11 protein-coding genes and 1 riboswitch are annotated in these 15,217 nt (G+C 57.6%); all 11 genes read left to right on the top strand.

Annotation, left to right across the window (positions count from 1 at the left end; genetic code table 11):
- Positions 1–26: 26 nt before the first annotated feature.
- The 11 genes from KGFNPO_RS06180 (at position 27) to cobM (ending at position 15,214) form a co-directional block, all read left to right on the top strand.
- The gene (locus KGFNPO_RS06180) at positions 27–1,919 is read left to right on the top strand and encodes a TonB-dependent receptor plug domain-containing protein (protein WP_472633629.1); all 1,893 of its coding nucleotides are present in this window, start codon (positions 27–29) and stop codon (positions 1,917–1,919) included.
- Between the two features lie 202 nt (positions 1,920–2,121).
- Positions 2,122–2,353, top strand: a riboswitch (cobalamin riboswitch).
- Between the two features lie 176 nt (positions 2,354–2,529).
- The gene (locus KGFNPO_RS06175) at positions 2,530–2,727 is read left to right on the top strand and encodes a CbtB domain-containing protein (RefSeq protein WP_472633627.1); all 198 of its coding nucleotides are present in this window, start codon (positions 2,530–2,532) and stop codon (positions 2,725–2,727) included.
- Positions 2,728–2,744: 17 nt separating this feature from the next.
- Positions 2,745–3,530 (top strand): CbtA family protein, encoded by a 786-nt coding sequence (locus KGFNPO_RS06170; RefSeq protein WP_472633625.1) that lies wholly within the window; start codon positions 2,745–2,747, stop codon positions 3,528–3,530.
- A 176-nt stretch (positions 3,531–3,706) separates the two neighbouring features.
- Positions 3,707–4,051 carry a (2Fe-2S) ferredoxin domain-containing protein gene (locus KGFNPO_RS06165; RefSeq protein ID WP_472633623.1) on the top strand — a complete coding sequence of 115 codons (345 nt, stop codon included), beginning with the start codon at positions 3,707–3,709 and terminating at the stop codon, positions 4,049–4,051.
- Positions 4,044–8,129 (top strand): cobaltochelatase subunit CobN, encoded by a 4,086-nt coding sequence (locus KGFNPO_RS06160; RefSeq protein WP_472633622.1) that lies wholly within the window; start codon positions 4,044–4,046, stop codon positions 8,127–8,129. Before KGFNPO_RS06165 ends, KGFNPO_RS06160 begins: the two co-directional genes overlap by 8 nt.
- 12 nt (positions 8,130–8,141) lie before the next feature.
- A complete protein-coding gene (locus tag KGFNPO_RS06155; protein ID WP_472633621.1) occupies positions 8,142–10,067 on the top strand; it encodes a putative cobaltochelatase in 1,926 nt (641 codons plus the stop codon).
- A gap of 166 nt (positions 10,068–10,233) precedes the next feature.
- Entirely contained in the window at positions 10,234–10,938 is a 705-nt protein-coding gene (locus KGFNPO_RS06150; RefSeq protein ID WP_472633620.1) for a cobalt-precorrin-7 (C(5))-methyltransferase, read from the top strand.
- Between the two features lie 5 nt (positions 10,939–10,943).
- Positions 10,944–12,545 (top strand): precorrin-8X methylmutase, encoded by a 1,602-nt coding sequence (locus KGFNPO_RS06145; RefSeq protein WP_472634401.1) that lies wholly within the window; start codon positions 10,944–10,946, stop codon positions 12,543–12,545.
- Positions 12,532–13,686 (top strand): cobalt-precorrin-5B (C(1))-methyltransferase CbiD, encoded by a 1,155-nt coding sequence (gene cbiD / locus KGFNPO_RS06140; protein ID WP_472633619.1) that lies wholly within the window; start codon positions 12,532–12,534, stop codon positions 13,684–13,686. The genes KGFNPO_RS06145 and cbiD overlap by 14 nt, the downstream gene beginning before the upstream one ends.
- Positions 13,683–14,426, top strand: a complete 744-nt coding sequence (gene cobI, locus KGFNPO_RS06135; protein ID WP_472633617.1) for a precorrin-2 C(20)-methyltransferase — start codon at positions 13,683–13,685, stop codon at positions 14,424–14,426. Before cbiD ends, cobI begins: the two co-directional genes overlap by 4 nt.
- On the top strand, positions 14,423–15,214 hold the full coding sequence (cobM, locus tag KGFNPO_RS06130) for a precorrin-4 C(11)-methyltransferase (protein ID WP_472633615.1): 792 nt from the start codon (positions 14,423–14,425) through the stop codon (positions 15,212–15,214). Before cobI ends, cobM begins: the two co-directional genes overlap by 4 nt.
- Positions 15,215–15,217: the final 3 nt, after the last annotated feature.

Raw genomic sequence — 15,217 nt, 5'->3', positions numbered from 1 at the left:
GGGGGATTTTTATTTGAAACGACATCATGATTTTCTCCACCCTCCCCAGCCGTACGCCGGCCTGGAAGCCGCTTGCGCTGGCTTCTGCCTTATCTGCCTGCTGCATCGCCCCTGCATCCGCCCAAACCAATAACGATAAAACGCTGGCACCGGTTATGGTGACGGCTTCGCGAATTGAACAGCCTCTGACGGAGGTACTAAGTGACAACATTCGCATTTCTTCGGAAGAAATCGCCAATTCCGGTCAAAGTTCGCTAGCTGAACTGCTGCAACGCAAACGCGGGATTGAAATAAGTAGCAACGGTGGGCCGGGAAGCAATTCCACGGTTTTTCTGCGCGGTGCCAACAGTAACCAGATCGTAGTGCTGATCGACGGCGTGCGAACTGGCGCAGCCACGACGGGTGCTGCATCATGGCAGGCGATACCACTGTCGCAGATCGACCACGTCGAAATTGTCTATGGGCCTTTGAGCAGCATCTACGGTGCCGATGCGGTGGGCGGCGTGATCCAGGTTTTCACCAAAAAAGGTGATGGAGCACCGCGCCTGAACGCCGCGGCTGGCTTCGGCAGCTATGACACGCGCACGCTGGATGCCGGCGTATCCGGCTCGACCGACGGCGAGCACCGGTTCCGCTATGCGATCAGCGCCTCGCATGAAAAGGCCGACGGTTTTTCGGCGACCAAGCCGAGTAACTCTTCCTTCAACCCGGACAAGGACGGCTATAAAAGAGACAGCGCCAGCGGCCAGTTTTCTCTGGATCTGGCCAAGGGGTATGAGGTCGGCCTGACTTTCCTGCAAAGCAGACTGGATGCGCAGTTCGACAATGGCTCTGGCGCATTCGATGATCGTAGCGTAAGCGAGTTGGGAAGCTATGCACTGTATTCGAAAAACCAGCTATTGCCTTGGTGGAATAGCCGGGTGCAGATCTCCCAATCGACCGATAAATCGGACTCCTTCAGCGCGATAGGCCCATTCAATCCGCAAGAGAAATCCACTTTCGACACCACACAGACCAACCTCAGCTGGCAGAATGATCTGACCTTGGGCACCGATCTGCTGCAACTGCTCGTCGAACAACGCAAGGAAAAAGTGGATGCCAGTACAGCAGCATTGAGTGGCGACCGCACCACCAATTCGTTCGCCGCGTCTTACCAGCTCAAGCGCGGCGCGCATCTGGCCAGCGTCAGCGTGCGCAATGACGATAATTCGGTGTTCGGTTCGCATGCGACCGGCAGCCTGGCCTATGGCTATCGCCTGAGCAGCGCCTTGCGTGTGAATGCCAGCGTCGGCACCAGTTTCCGCGCGCCGACTTTCAATGAATTGTTTTTCCCAGAGTTTGGGATCGCGACTAACAAACCGGAAAAGGGCAAAAATGCTGAAGCCGGTATCCACTACGACGATGGACAGTCGCAGTTGAGTGCTGTGTATTACCATAATCGGATTACCGATTTGCTGGTAAATACCAATATTTGTCCGGTGCAGCAGGCGACCCATCCTTTCGGTTGTGCCTTTAATGTGGATCAGGCGCTGCTGGAAGGTCTGTCTCTGGGCGCAAGCACCAGACTGGGCAATTTCACATTGCGCGGGTCGCTAGACCTGCAAAACCCGCGTGATGAGACCACCGACACCCTCCTTTTTCGTCGAGCCAAACGGCACGGTAGCTTGGCCGCCGAATATGGTATCGGTGCGCTCAAAGCCGGTGCTGAAGCGGTATTCTCCGGTGATCGCCTTGATTTTGGAAACGTTAAGATGGCTGGTTACAGCCTGCTAAACCTTTACGCCAGTTATGATTTTGCTCCCAACTGGTCTTTGTTCGGCCGCTGGAATAATGTGCTTAATAAGGGCTATGAGTTAGCAAAAGATTATGCAACACCAGGCTCGAACCTGTTTGTCGGCGTACGTTATGCAATGAAGTAAAAAGTAAGACGGATATTGCTACTGACCGGGTTAATTCTGTCGTTCGGCCGCCAGTTGAAGCTTTCTGCGCGCTACGATTTTTAACCATTTTGATGTTTGTGTTTGCCGTTGGAAATGCACGAATTGCAAGCCTGATGAACGATGCCGCTTTGACTGAACAGCGCGTTTTAATGGCTTGTCTGTATCAACTTCGGCGCATATAATAATTTTCTTTGCTTCAGGTATTCCGCAAACAGTCGTTTGTAGAATGAAATGGGAAGTCGGTAAGTTTTCTGTAACAAAGAACAAATCCGACGCTGCCCCCGCAACGGTAATCGAGTAAAAAGATTTGCAGTAAGCCACTGTGCAATGCATGGGAAGGCGCAAATCTAGGAAAACCCAACAAGGAAATTCCACTCGTAAGCCCGGAGACCAGCCTGAAGCTATCGTAGAGTTTGTATCGCGGAGGGCGATGCAGATGGCTGGCCTTTTGCGCCCTCCGTCTATCACTTCCTTCTTAACATACAGGCTCATTCATGTGCTTATGGCGCTGATTGGCTATGGAGATGTCATCTATCTCTGCGCTGATTATTGTCATGGCTTGGGTGTTTTCCTTAAGATGGAGTGTCACATGTCTTCAATACCTGGTTTGCTCGATAACGTCGGCTCGCGGTCCCGCTCAACTGTCTGGAAAGACAAAGTAATACCCGTTTTATTTGCCGGCAGCCTTGGACTGGTGCTGCTGTATGGCGCGGCTTTCGCCGAGACTTCAGCCTTGCATAATGCCGCGCATGACGGCCGTCATTCCGCCGGCTTTCCTTGTCACTGATGCATATGCCAATACCAATGTCGGGGATCATTAACATGGCGGCATTCAAGCGCATCGTTACCGCTGCCGCATTGGCGGGTCTGCTGGCGGGTCTGACATTGACCGTTGTTCAGAAAATTCAGGTTAGCCCGATCATATCGAAGGCCGAAGTATATGAGGAAGCTGCGGCTGCGGCCGCAGTATCCGATGCTGCTGTTGCTCCTTCACATGCTGAAAATACGCATACCCATACCCATACCCCTGAACAAGCGCACGAACACGAACATGCGCCGGATGCATGGCAACCGGCTGATGGTTTGGAGCGGACGATATTCACTGCGCTGGCCAATATCAGTCTGGCCGTTGGTTTCGGGCTGTTGCTGGGCGGCGGCCTGTGCTTGCGCGGTGATGCCGGAGGCTGGCGTTCCGGCTTGTTGTGGGGTCTGGCTGGCTATGCGGTTTTTTTCGTTGCGCCTTCTTTGGGCTTGCCGCCGGAGGTGCCCGGCACCGCAGCAGCGCCGCTGGCAGATCGGCAACTATGGTGGCTCGCCACTGTGGTTGTGACGGCGGGCGGATTATCGTTGCTGATTTTTACGCGTAATTGGAAACTCAAACTGTTCGGCGCACTGTTGCTGATTGTTCCACATCTGATTGGTGCGCCACAGCCGGAAACTCACGCAAGCGCAGCACCCGCCGAACTTGCGCAGGCTTTCATCCATGCCACGACGATTGCGAATGCCGTGTTCTGGCTGGCGCTGGGTGGCTTGATGGGCTTGTTTTATAAGAAGCTCGCAACTATTCAGCACGCAAGAAGTAACCCCTGAAAATCCGCTCACCCCCACTTTCACGGGGATGAGCGGATATATATACTGATATTAGTATATTGCATTACCGCAATAAATATATGCGGTAAATGCACTAAAAATTATCATACTCCTTGTTTTTTTAAATTAGTCGGGTACCGAATTCCATGCTGCAAACCCGGACGGTAGAAAATTTGATGAGAACCCACACCAGACATGTATTCATGTGCGTCGGGCCGCGCTGCACCGAAGATGGCGTGCAGGCGCAAGCCATGTTCGAACTGATGGGGGAGAAGATTGACGCCCACCCGGAACTGCGCATCAAACGTACCAGAACCCACTGCATGGTTGCCTGCCAGAATAAGGGGCCGATTCTCGTCGTGTATCCGGAAGGCGTTTGGTACCAATGCGCCAACGAGGCAGCGCTGGAACGTATCGTTGTCGAGCATCTGGAAGGTGGGCGCGAGGTCAGCGATCTGATTTTTCATCGTTTGGCTGAAGGCGATACCTGCTCATTGGAAAAGGAAAACCAACATGTCTGAAGCAATGGCGGCGCGTGCCCAAATCGCATTGCTGACGCATGCACCGAACGATCTGACCGTGCTGCAGAGTGCGCTGGCGCAACTGCCACAAGAATTTCCCGCTGTTGCCGGCGTAAATTTACAGGCATTGGAAAGCGAAACGCAGATGGCGGCTCTGCTGACGCATGAACTCGCCGACGCACAAATCATTATCTTGCGGGTACTGGGGCGTCTTGGCGGCGTTCCAGGTTTTGCCGAACTGCTGCGACAGGTCCAGAATCGCGGTCTGCATTTGATCGCAATCAGCGGCACCGGTGAACCTGACTTGGAGCTGGCGGCTGTATCGACTGTTGCATCGGATGTATTACAGCAGGCGCTGGCGTATTTCCAAGCTGGCGGCAGCGTGAATCTGGGCCAGTTCCTGCGTTATGTATCCGATCATTTTCTACTGAGCGGCTTCGCTTACGAGCCTGCGGTTGCCTTGCCCGAGCATGGAATCTACCATCCGGATTTAGCCCAGGGTGCTGGCATCGATGACTGGCTGGCGCAGCGCGAATTAGTGCATGGATCGCAGCGGCCGAACGTCGGCATCATTTTCTACCGTGCGCACTGGATCAGCGGCAATACGCGCTTTGTCGATGCGTTAATCGATGCGCTGGAAAAGCACGGCATGAATGTGCTGCCAGTATTCACCTCATCGCTACGTGCCGGCAGCGATGGGGGCGCACAGCTGCCGACTGCCTTGGCTTATTTCACGAGTTCAATCAACGCTCAGCCAGTTTCGCATATCGACGTGCTGATCAACACCACCTCGTTTGCGATGGGCGAGATCACGCCGGGCGGGCCAACTCCGGCCGGCTGGTCGGTCAGCGCGCTGGAACAGTTGAATGTGCCAGTGTTGCAAGCCATTACCAGCGGCATGACGCAAGATCAGTGGCAGCAATCGGCGCGTGGTCTGAACCCGCTCGATGCGGCGATGAACGTGGTGTTACCGGAGTTTGACGGGCGCATTATCAGCGTGCCGGTGTCGTTCAAGGCCAGGGCTGCCGGCCATGCGAAAGAGCTGATCGAATACGAACCTGTACCAGATCGCGTGGCGCGTGTAGCCGGGCTGGCGGCGCGCTTCGCACAGTTGAAACGCTTGCCCAATGCGGACAAGCGCGTGGCTTTCATCTTCACCAATTCCAATAGCAAGGCATCGCAAATCGGTAACGCGGTTGGCCTCGACTCGCCTGCCTCGCTGATGCACATCCTGCGCGCAATGCAAGACGCCGGTTACCAAATTGATCAGTTGCCCGAGAGCGGCACCGCACTGATCCACGCGCTGATTGATCGCTGCGCCTACGACAATACCTATCTCACCAGCGAGCAGTTGACGCACGCAGTTGGCCGCGTGTCATCAGCGCAATACGCAGATTGGTTTGCCGATTTGCCGCACGAAATGCAGGAAAAAATGACTGCGCAATGGGGTGCAGCGCCGGGTGTTGCCTATCTGCATGATGATCATCTGGCGCTGGCGGGGATAGAACTGGGCAATGCCTTCGTGGCACTGCAGCCGCCGCGCGGCTACGGCATGGACCCGGACGCGATCTATCATCAGCCGGATTTGCCGCCGACCCACCATTACTACGCACTATATCGCTGGTTGCGCGACGAGTGGCGCGCCGATGCTATCGTCCATGTCGGCAAGCATGGCACGCTCGAATGGTTGCCCGGCAAGGGCGTTGGCCTGTCGGAGCATTGTTTTCCGGATGCGCTGCTGGCGGATATTCCGCTGTTTTATCCTTTCATCATCAACGATCCGGGCGAAGGCGCGCAAGCCAAACGCCGCGCCCATGCGGTCATCGTCGATCACCTGACGCCGCCGATGACTACCGCCGACACCTATGGCGCGCTGGCCCAGTTGACGCAACTGGTGGATGAGTATTATCAAGTCGAGGTTCTTGATCCGGCCAAGCTGCCGTTGTTGCAGCAACAGATATGGGAATTGGTCAAGCAAACTAATCTGGATGCGGATCTGCAGGCCAGACTGCTGCATCATGACCACGAACACGAACACGAACACGATCATGAGCATGAACATGGGCACGAACATCCACATGAGCATGACGAAGCACTTCCGGCTGCGCTGACAAATATGGAAGGTGCCGATGTCGCCCATCTGATTGAAGACCTCGACGGTTACCTGTGTGAGTTGGGGATGGCACAAATCCGCGACGGTCTGCATATCCTCGGGCAGTCGCCGCAAGACGAGCAACTGGTGGACATGCTGGTGTCGCTGACACGTCTGCCGAATCAGGATATTCCCGGCCTGCAGGCGGAAGTGGCGCGGCTATTCGGCTTGCAAATCGAGATGCTGCTGGATTCCAAGGGACGTCGATTGAATGTCGTCAGCGCTCTGGGTCACCTGGCCGAACGGCCTGTCGTCACGCGTGCCGATGCGCTGGAGGCAATCGATGTGCTGTGCCGCAAATTGTTCATCGAATTGCAGGCGCACGATTATCTTGCATCGCGCATTGACGAAGTGCTGACCAAGATATTTGCCGGCCTGGATGCCGATAGCGTCGCAGTCAGTCGGCCGCTGCTGCAACCGGCACTGCGTTCGCGCAGCAGTGTTCTCTCGCAAGTGAGCAAGCATCGAGTAAAAGAACCTGCAGCACGCAGCATTGCGCAAAAAAATGCTGTGACAGATAACAGCGCCCGCTACGACGCCTTGCGTCGGGTACTGGGTTTTGCCTGCCGCGAACTGGTACCGAATCTGGCCCGTGCTTCGGACGAAATCGACAATTTGTTGGGCGGTTTGTCCGGTGCTTATGTTCCTGCAGGGCCGAGTGGCTCGCCGACGCGCGGCATGGCGCACATCCTGCCGACTGGACGCAATTTCTATTCAGTCGATCCGCGCAGCGTGCCGTCGCAATCAGCGTGGCGCGTCGGGCAGCAACTGGCGCACGAAGTCCTGACGCGCCATGTGCGCGAAACCGGGGATTATCCGGAAAGTGTCGCCATCAGCATCTGGGGCACCAGCGCGATGCGTACCCACGGCGACGACGTGGCGCAAATACTGGCGCTGCTCGGCGTGCGCCCGGTGTGGCGGCCGGAGAACCGTCAGCTGATCGGTGTCGAAGTGGTGCCGCTGGCGGAGCTAAAACGTCCGCGCATCGACGTGACAACCCGTATCAGCGGTTTTTTCCGCGACGCATTCCCACAGTTGATTGACTTGATCGATGATGCGGTTAATACCGTGATCAAGCTCGACGAGCCGCCATCGCAGAATTTCGTACGCAAGCATTATCTGGCTGAATTGGGCCAGTGGATTGGCAAGGGCTTGCCGCAAGAAGAGGCATCACAACGCGCTGGCTATCGTGTCTTTGGGGCTAAACCCGGCAGCTACGGCGCGGGTATTTTGCCGCTGATTCAGGAAAAAAACTGGCAAACCGATGCCGACTTCGCTGAAGCCTATGTCAACTGGGGCGGCTATGCGTATGCGCGTGGCACGCAAGGGACAGACCAGCGCGATGCGTTCCGGGTCCGGCTGTCCGGCGTTCAGGTAGCGCTGCACAATCAGGACAATCGGGAGCATGACATTTTCGATAGCGACGATTACCTGCAATTTCACGGCGGCATGATCGCCACCATCCGCGCCCTAACCGGCCAGCAGCCGCGCCGCTATTTCGGCGACAGCCATGATCCGGCGCGGGCTCAGGTCCGTGATCTGAAGGAAGAGACTCTGCGGGTTTTTCGCTCACGCGTGGTCAATCCGAAGTGGCTGGCGAGCATTCAGCGGCATGGTTACAAGGGCGGGCTGGAACTGACTGCAACAGTCGATTACCTGTTCGGTTACGACGCCACGGCCCAGGTGATGGATGACTGGATGTACGAGCAGATGGCCAGCAGTTATGCATTCGATCCCGAGATCCAGCGCTTCCTGCAGGAAGCCAATCCGTGGGCGCAGAACGCCATCGCCGAGCGCCTGCTGGAAGCCGCCCATCGCGGCATGTGGGCCGAGCCGAAACCGCAAACGCTGGAAGCGCTGCGCGAACTGTATCTGCAAAGTGAAACTCTGCTGGAAGCACGCGGCGAAACTCCGCGCGGCATATAAACTTAGAAAAAAATGACAAACATGCATTTTCCATTTTCCGCCATCGTCGGACAGTCGCAGTTGAAGACGGCGTTGCTGCTGTGCGCAGTCGATACCACTCTGGGCGGGGTGCTGATCCGGGGCGATAAAGGCACCGCCAAAAGCACTGCAGCGAGGGCGCTGACGGATATTCTGCCTCCGATTGAACGTATTCTTGGCTGTGCATTTAACTGCCTGCCGGGCAAACCCTGCGTTCACTGCGAGATTTGCAGTAACGCGAATGCAACGGTGCAGCCTTGTGCGGTGCCTTTCATTACGCTGCCGCTCGGTGCAACTGAAGACCGGGTGCTCGGCACACTTGATCTGGAACGTGCATTGCGGGGTGCCAAACGAACCTTTCAACCCGGCTTGCTGGCGGCAGCGCACCGCGGCATTCTGTATATCGATGAAGTCAACCTGCTGGCAGATCATCTGGTCGATGTGCTGCTGGACGTGGCGGCAATGGGCATCAATTCGGTGCAGCGCGAAGGCCTGTCGGTCACGCACCCGGCGCGCTTCACGCTGATCGGCACCATGAATCTGGAAGAAGGCGATCTGCGCCCGCAACTGCTGGATCGTTTTGGCTTGATGGTCGAAGTGGTGGCACCACGCGAGAAAACCTTGCGCGCCGAGGTGGTGCGCCGTCGCATTGCGTTTGAAGCTGATCCGGCCGGCTACGTCAGCGCCTGGGCTCAACAGCAAAATGCATTGCGGGCGCAACTCGCCACCGCACAGCGCTTGTTGCCGAGCGTGATACTGGATGATGCACTGCTCGATCTGATCAGCCATCTGTGCTGCGAATTCGATGTCGCTAGCTTGCGTGCCGATATCGTGATGCACAAGGCATCGCGTGCGCTGGCGGCACTCGTCGGGCGCTTGCAGGTAACGCCCGACGATGTGCGCAGTGCGGCGCAACTGGTGCTGCCGCACCGTCGTCGGCGCAAGCCTTTCGAACAACCGGGGCTAGATGAGGATCGGCTTGACGAATTAATGCAGCAAGCCAGCCAGCCGCCCGAGGAGCAGAAAGCCGATACATCATCCGAGGAAGACGGGCCGCAGCCAGAGCAAGAATCAGAACAAGAAACCGGGCAGCAGGTATTCGCCGCCGCAGCCAGCGGCACTGTGCGGCGGATTGCAGTGGACGCGATTTCTGCGCGTTCCATTGCCGGCCGCCGCAGCGCGGTCGCGGATGCGCCGCGTGGTCGCGTGGTGCGTGCAGTGCCGGATCAGAATCCAACCAGCCTTGCGGTCGGAGCTACATTGCGCAGCGCAGCGTTGCGTACTGCCGCACCAGGTAATCCGCTGGAATTAAAAGTAAGCAAGAGCGATCTGCACCAGCAGATTCGCGTCGGCAAGAGCGCCAACCTGATCCTGTTCGTGGTGGATGCGTCCGGTTCGATGGCTGCGCAGCGTCGCATGGAAGCGGTCAAGGGTGCGGTACTGGCGCTACTGACCGATGCTTACCAACGGCGTGACGAAGTGGCAGTCATTTCCTTTCGCGGGGACGCAGCGGCGCTGCTGCTGGCACCTACCCGCAGCATCGATCGTGCCGAACAGGGCTTGCGCGAGTTGCCCACCGGCGGCCGTACACCGTTGCCACACGCGCTGCAACTGGCGCTGGAAACTCTAGAACAGGCCGCTGCCAACGGTGCGCCCCCATTGCTGGTATTGCTCAGTGACGGCAAGGCCAACGTGGCATTGCGCGATGGCGGCGATCCTTGGCGTGAAACCCTGGCGCTGGCGGAGATGCTGGCCGGGCGCGGTATTCCGGCGCTGGTACTCGATACCGAAACCGGTTATCTGCGCCTGGGACGGGCCGCACAACTGGCGCAGGCTTTAGGGGCCGAATGTCTGACATTGGAAGAACTGTCGGCGGAAAGTCTGGCGCTGACGATCCGTGGCTGCATGAACGCAACATGAGCAACATGAGCAACATGACTTACGCAAAATATTGCGAATTACCAGTAGTGCAGGCCTCCGTGCCTGCACCGAGCCGCAGGCACGGAGGCCTGCGCTACTGGATATTGAGTAAGTCCAAATGACCATGGGAAGCATCAATCCCATTGACGATTATTGAGGAGCAGAGATGATTATCTGTATTGGAGCAGGCCCGGGCGACATCGGTTATTTGACGCAACGCGGTGCAGAGTTAATCCGTGATGCCGACGTGGTGGCCGGATTCGACGCCGTGGTCAACGTCGTGCAAAGCATCATTCCCGCCAGCGCCGAAGTGGTGCTGATGAATTATCGCGATCAAGTGGCACAACTGGAAAAAGTGGCCGCAGCACACCACGCCGGCAAGCGTTGCGTGGTGGTCTTCATGGGTGACATCCACTTCAGCGGCTTCCAATATCTGGAACGGGTCGAGCGCGCCTGCGGCCATCCGGTGGAAACCCTGCCCGGCATTTCCTCGGCGCAAATTCTGGCCTCACGCGGCAAGGTCTGCTTTGATGAAACCACCTTCATCACTTTTCATCGGCGCGGCGATTTGACTCCGTTCAAACGTCATCTGGTGCATGTACTTGAAGATAATCGCAATGCCATCGTGATCCCCTGCCCGTGGGACGCAGCGCGCTCGTTCATGCCACGCCATATTGCAGCTTACCTGCTTGAAAATGGCATTTCGCCAGAACATCCGACTGAAGTATGGGAAAACCTGACACGCGACGAAGCGGAATGGCGCGGTACGCTGGCCGAATGCGCACAACGCGATGTCTCCGATATGAGCATCATGCTGATCCGCACGCGAAATCCGATGTCCAGCCAGATCGAAGCAGCGGAGTTGAAATGACGCAGATGCAAAATCCTGCTCAGTTCGGCATCGTCGTTGCCGGTCATGGCAGCCGCGATCCGGATGGCGTGCGCGAGTTCGAGGCGCTGGTTGAGCTGGTCCGTGCGCGTGCGCCACAGCATGTAGTCAGTCACGGTTATCTGGAATTTGCCAATCCGACGATAGACCAAGCGGTTAAAGCCAATCTGGCTGCAGGCGTGCGGCAAATTGCGGTGGTGCCCGGCGTGCTGCTGGGTGCGCGCCACGCCAAGAATGACATGCCGAGCGAGGTGCTGGCGCTGGCCCGAGAATATCCCGAGATCGACTTCCATTTTGGCGCACCGCTCAATTTGCATCCGCAACTGCTGCAACTGGCCCAGGAACGTATCGTTGATGCCGAAGCGTTTTCCGCGCAAACAGTGCGGCGCGATGAATCCTGTCTGGTGCTGGTTGGACGCGGCACCACAGATCCGGATGCCAACGGAGAAATCGCCAAGCTCGCCCGCATGCTCGAAGAAGGCATGGGTTTCGGCGGCGTCTATGTTTGTTTTTCCGGCACTGCCAAGCCATTGGTAGATGACGGTCTGCGCGCTGCCGCCCGCCTGGGATTCAAGCGGCTGGTCGTGCTGCCTTTTTTCCTGTTCGACGGTGTGCTAGTCAAGCGGATTTACGCCGCCGCTGATGCATTGCAGCAGCGTGAGCCGGAGCTGGAAGTGCTCAAGCCAGGTTATCTTGGGGTGCATCCGTTTGTGGCCGATGTGTTGATCGATCGTGCGCAGGAGGCGGTTGAGGGTCGTGCAGCGATGAACTGTTCGCTGTGCAAGTATCGTGTGCAAATTGTCGGCTTCGAACAGCAAGTCGGAGAGCCGCAGCAAGCGCATCATCTGCAAGTGCGCGGCTTGCTGGAAAAAGAGAATGCAAGCGCGCTGACCGCAGCACTGACCGCAGCACTGACCACAGCACCAACCCAACCCGAATTTACGCCTTACGAACCGCACCCGATCGAAGCCGAAAGCTTTCACATTATTGCGAGTGGTCGCGACTGGTCGATTTTTCCTGCCGCGCATCTGACGACGCTGCAGCGGCTGGTGCATACCAGCGGCGACTTTAATGCGGTCGATGACATCTATTTTTCTCCGGGCGCTATTGAGACCGGTATCCGCGCGCTATTGCGTTGCAAGCGCGTGGTGACTGACGTGACCATGGTGCAGACCGGCTTGAAGCGCGCATTGCTGGAACAACTCGGTATCGAAACCTGGTGCGGCGTGCATGATCGGGAAACCGCGCTGATGGCGCAGGCACAAGGCATCACCCGCTCTGCAGCCGGAATTCGGCGTGCGTGGGAAAAATTCGGCAACGACATCATTCTGGCAATAGGCGATGCGCCTACCGCAATTACAGAAGCGACGCGCCTGATACGCGAACACGGTTGGCGTCCGCAATTGGTGATCGGATTGCCGGTCGGCTTTGTCGGCACGCGTGAAAGCAAGGACAGTTTGCGGCGCTGCATGCAAGTGCCGCGCATCACCAATAGCGGCACACGCGGCGGTTCGCCGTGGGCGGCAACCGTGGTCAACGCAATGATGATCGATGCATTAAATCAGCTCGCAGCGTATGAGCCTGGCTGAACAAGAGGAATTCGATCTGAGTGTACTGGCGCTGAATGGCCTGCGCCGGGGACGGACAACGGGCAGTTGTGCGACAGCCGCGGTCAGGGCCGCGCTGTACCTGCTATTGGATGGAGAGGAACGCAAACAGGTACGCGTGACGCTGCCGGACCGCGCCCATTATCTGATGGTGCCGATCCAGAATGTGCAGTGGCTGGATGCAAATACGGTACGGGCCGAAGTATTGAAAGATGGCGGCGATGATCCGGACAATACCCACGGCGCGACTATCTTCGCCGAAGTGTCTCGCAATGCTACGGGACAGATACGGTTTTTCGCCGGCAAAGGTGTCGGCACCGCTACCCAGCCCGGTTTGCGGGTGGCAGTGGGAGAGCCGGCGATCAATCCGGTACCACGCCAGATGATGCGGCAGACGGTGGCCGAAGTGCTGGCGGAACAAGCCGACGCAGGTAAAGAACGGAGCCAAGGTTTCGATCTGCATATCGGCTGCGAAAACGGCGAAGTGATTGCACGGAAAACCTTTAACCCGCGCCTCGGCATTCTCGGTGGCATTTCGATTCTCGGCACTTCGGGCATCGTCGAGCCGATGTCGATGGCGTCCTGGATTGCCTCGATTGAGGTCTACATCCGGGTCGCACTGGGCGGAGATGCGCAAACCATCGCTTACCTGCCGGGCAAGATTGGCCGCGACTACGCGAGGGACGTGCTGCTGTTGCCGGAAAAGTGCACGGTGCAGATTGCGAATTTCCTGGGCGACGCGCTCGACTTCACGCAAACAGTGCTAATCGAAGAAAAGCGCGGGCTCGATGTGCTGTGGCTAGTGGGGCACCCTGGCAAGCTGGCCAAGGTGCTGGACGGTGTGTGGGACACGCATTCCAGCAAGAGCGGAATGGCGATGGGATGTGTGGCACGAGTGGCGGCGGAACGCGGATTTGCGCCACATCTGGTACAGGAAATAACGAATGCAAATACAGTGGAAGCAGCGATGGAACGAATGAAAAGTGAACCCGGCGCGCACGCCTTGTGGATCGAAATCGAACGCCGCATCGGCGTGCTGGCGCACGAGCGCGTGCCGGCAGTCATACGGATTGAAGTACGCCTGTTCGATCTGCACGGCAATGCGCTTGGAGAAGACGCATGAGTGAGACCAAGCAACTAGGCATGTTCTGGGGCATAGGTGTCGGCCCCGGCCCTGCCGGCTATATTCCTCTGGCAGCGGTCGAGGCCTTGCTCCAAGCGGATGTCGTGTTCGCGCCTCGGGCGCGTGGTACGCAGGACTCGGTCGCCTTGCAATGTCTGGCCGGTATTGACATCGCCCCGGAACGGATACGGGATGTCGAGTTCAACATGGACCCGGATCGCTCGGTGTTAAGCGCGCATTACACCGGCGTGGCCGAGACGATTGCGGTCGAACTGTGCGCCGGGCGCAATGTGGCTTACCTGACAATCGGCGATTCGCTCACCTATTCCACTTACGGCTATGTGCTGGCGGCATTGCGTGATCGGCTGCCGAATATGCCGCATCGCACCTTTCCCGGCATTACCAGCTACGCGGCAGCCGCGTCGGCGCTGGGGTGGCCGCTCGGCGAAGGCAAAGAGCGCACGCTAATCCTGCCCTGCCCCGATGATCCTGCTGCCTTGCGCAGCGACATCGAGAGCCACGACATCATCGTGCTGATGAAAGTCGGCGCGCGTCTGCCCTGGGTGCTGGATTTGCTGCGCGAAATGGGGATTGCCGAGCATTGCGCGTTTGCGCGCCGCATCGGTTTGCCGGGCGAAATGCTGTCTGCCGATGTCGGCAACCTATGTGCAACCGAGGCGATGGGTTATCTCGCCACGCTACTGATACGCAAGACACCAAGAGAAAAGAGACATTCATGAAAGTGTATTTCATAGGCGCTGGCCCCGGCGCATCCGATCTGATTACATTACGTGGCGCCAAGGTTCTGGGGCAAGTGCCGATGGTCCTGTATGCCGGCTCGCTGGTGCCGAAAGAAATGCTGCAGCATTGTCGTCCTGAGACCGAGTTGATCGATACCGCTGCACTGAACCTGGAACAGCAAGAGGCTTGCTATGTGCGCGCACAAGCGGCCGGCAGCGATGTAGCGCGCCTGCATTCCGGTGACCCTGCGATCTATGGCGCGACGGCCGAACAGATGCGCAGGCTTGATGCGCTCGGCATCGAATACGAAGTGGTGCCCGGCGTGTCGTCGTTTTCCGCTGCAGCAGCCGCCATCAAGTCCGAACTGACCAAGCCGGAAGTGTCGCAGACCGTGATCCTGACCCGTGTTTCCGGACGTGCGTCTGCGGTGCCGGAAGCGGAAGCGATTGCCAAATTGGCCGAGCATCGCGCCACCATGTGCATCTTCCTGTCAGGACCGCATCTGAAGAAAATCGTCACCGACTTGCAACTGCATTATCCGGAGGATACGCCGGTGACTCTGGTGTATCGCGCCAGTTGGCCGGAACAGCGCATCTATCAGGGCACCTTGGGCACGATACTGAAAGAGACCAAGCGCGGCGAATGGAACCTGACCACCATGATGCTGGTGGGCGCGGCGCTCGGACATGGCGCGCAAGTGGAATCGAGCTTGTACTCGAAGGATTTCAAGCATCTGTTCCGTGCGGTGAAAAAGACCAAGCCAAAAATTGAAAAGGTCGCTGCGTGAGTG

The organism is Gelidimonas diazotrophica, from assembly GCF_055694025.1.
This window is presented reverse-complemented; position numbering and strand designations above follow the sequence as displayed.

What these genes read in the sequence shown, in the direction of transcription:
- KGFNPO_RS06170 (WP_472633625.1), top strand. Translation starts at nt 2,745, where the DNA reads ATGTCGGGGATCATTAACATGGCGGCATTCAAGCGCATCGTTACCGCT.
- KGFNPO_RS06175 (WP_472633627.1), top strand. Translation starts at nt 2,530, where the DNA reads ATGTCTTCAATACCTGGTTTGCTCGATAACGTCGGCTCGCGGTCCCGC.
- KGFNPO_RS06155 (WP_472633621.1), top strand. Translation starts at nt 8,142, where the DNA reads ATGACAAACATGCATTTTCCATTTTCCGCCATCGTCGGACAGTCGCAG.
- KGFNPO_RS06145 (WP_472634401.1), top strand. Translation starts at nt 10,944, where the DNA reads ATGCAAAATCCTGCTCAGTTCGGCATCGTCGTTGCCGGTCATGGCAGC.
- cobM (WP_472633615.1), top strand. Translation starts at nt 14,423, where the DNA reads ATGAAAGTGTATTTCATAGGCGCTGGCCCCGGCGCATCCGATCTGATT.
- KGFNPO_RS06150 (WP_472633620.1), top strand. Translation starts at nt 10,234, where the DNA reads ATGATTATCTGTATTGGAGCAGGCCCGGGCGACATCGGTTATTTGACG.
- KGFNPO_RS06160 (WP_472633622.1), top strand. Translation starts at nt 4,044, where the DNA reads ATGTCTGAAGCAATGGCGGCGCGTGCCCAAATCGCATTGCTGACGCAT.
- cbiD (WP_472633619.1), top strand. Translation starts at nt 12,532, where the DNA reads ATGAGCCTGGCTGAACAAGAGGAATTCGATCTGAGTGTACTGGCGCTG.
- cobI (WP_472633617.1), top strand. Translation starts at nt 13,683, where the DNA reads ATGAGTGAGACCAAGCAACTAGGCATGTTCTGGGGCATAGGTGTCGGC.
- KGFNPO_RS06180 (WP_472633629.1), top strand. Translation starts at nt 27, where the DNA reads ATGATTTTCTCCACCCTCCCCAGCCGTACGCCGGCCTGGAAGCCGCTT.
- KGFNPO_RS06165 (WP_472633623.1), top strand. Translation starts at nt 3,707, where the DNA reads ATGAGAACCCACACCAGACATGTATTCATGTGCGTCGGGCCGCGCTGC.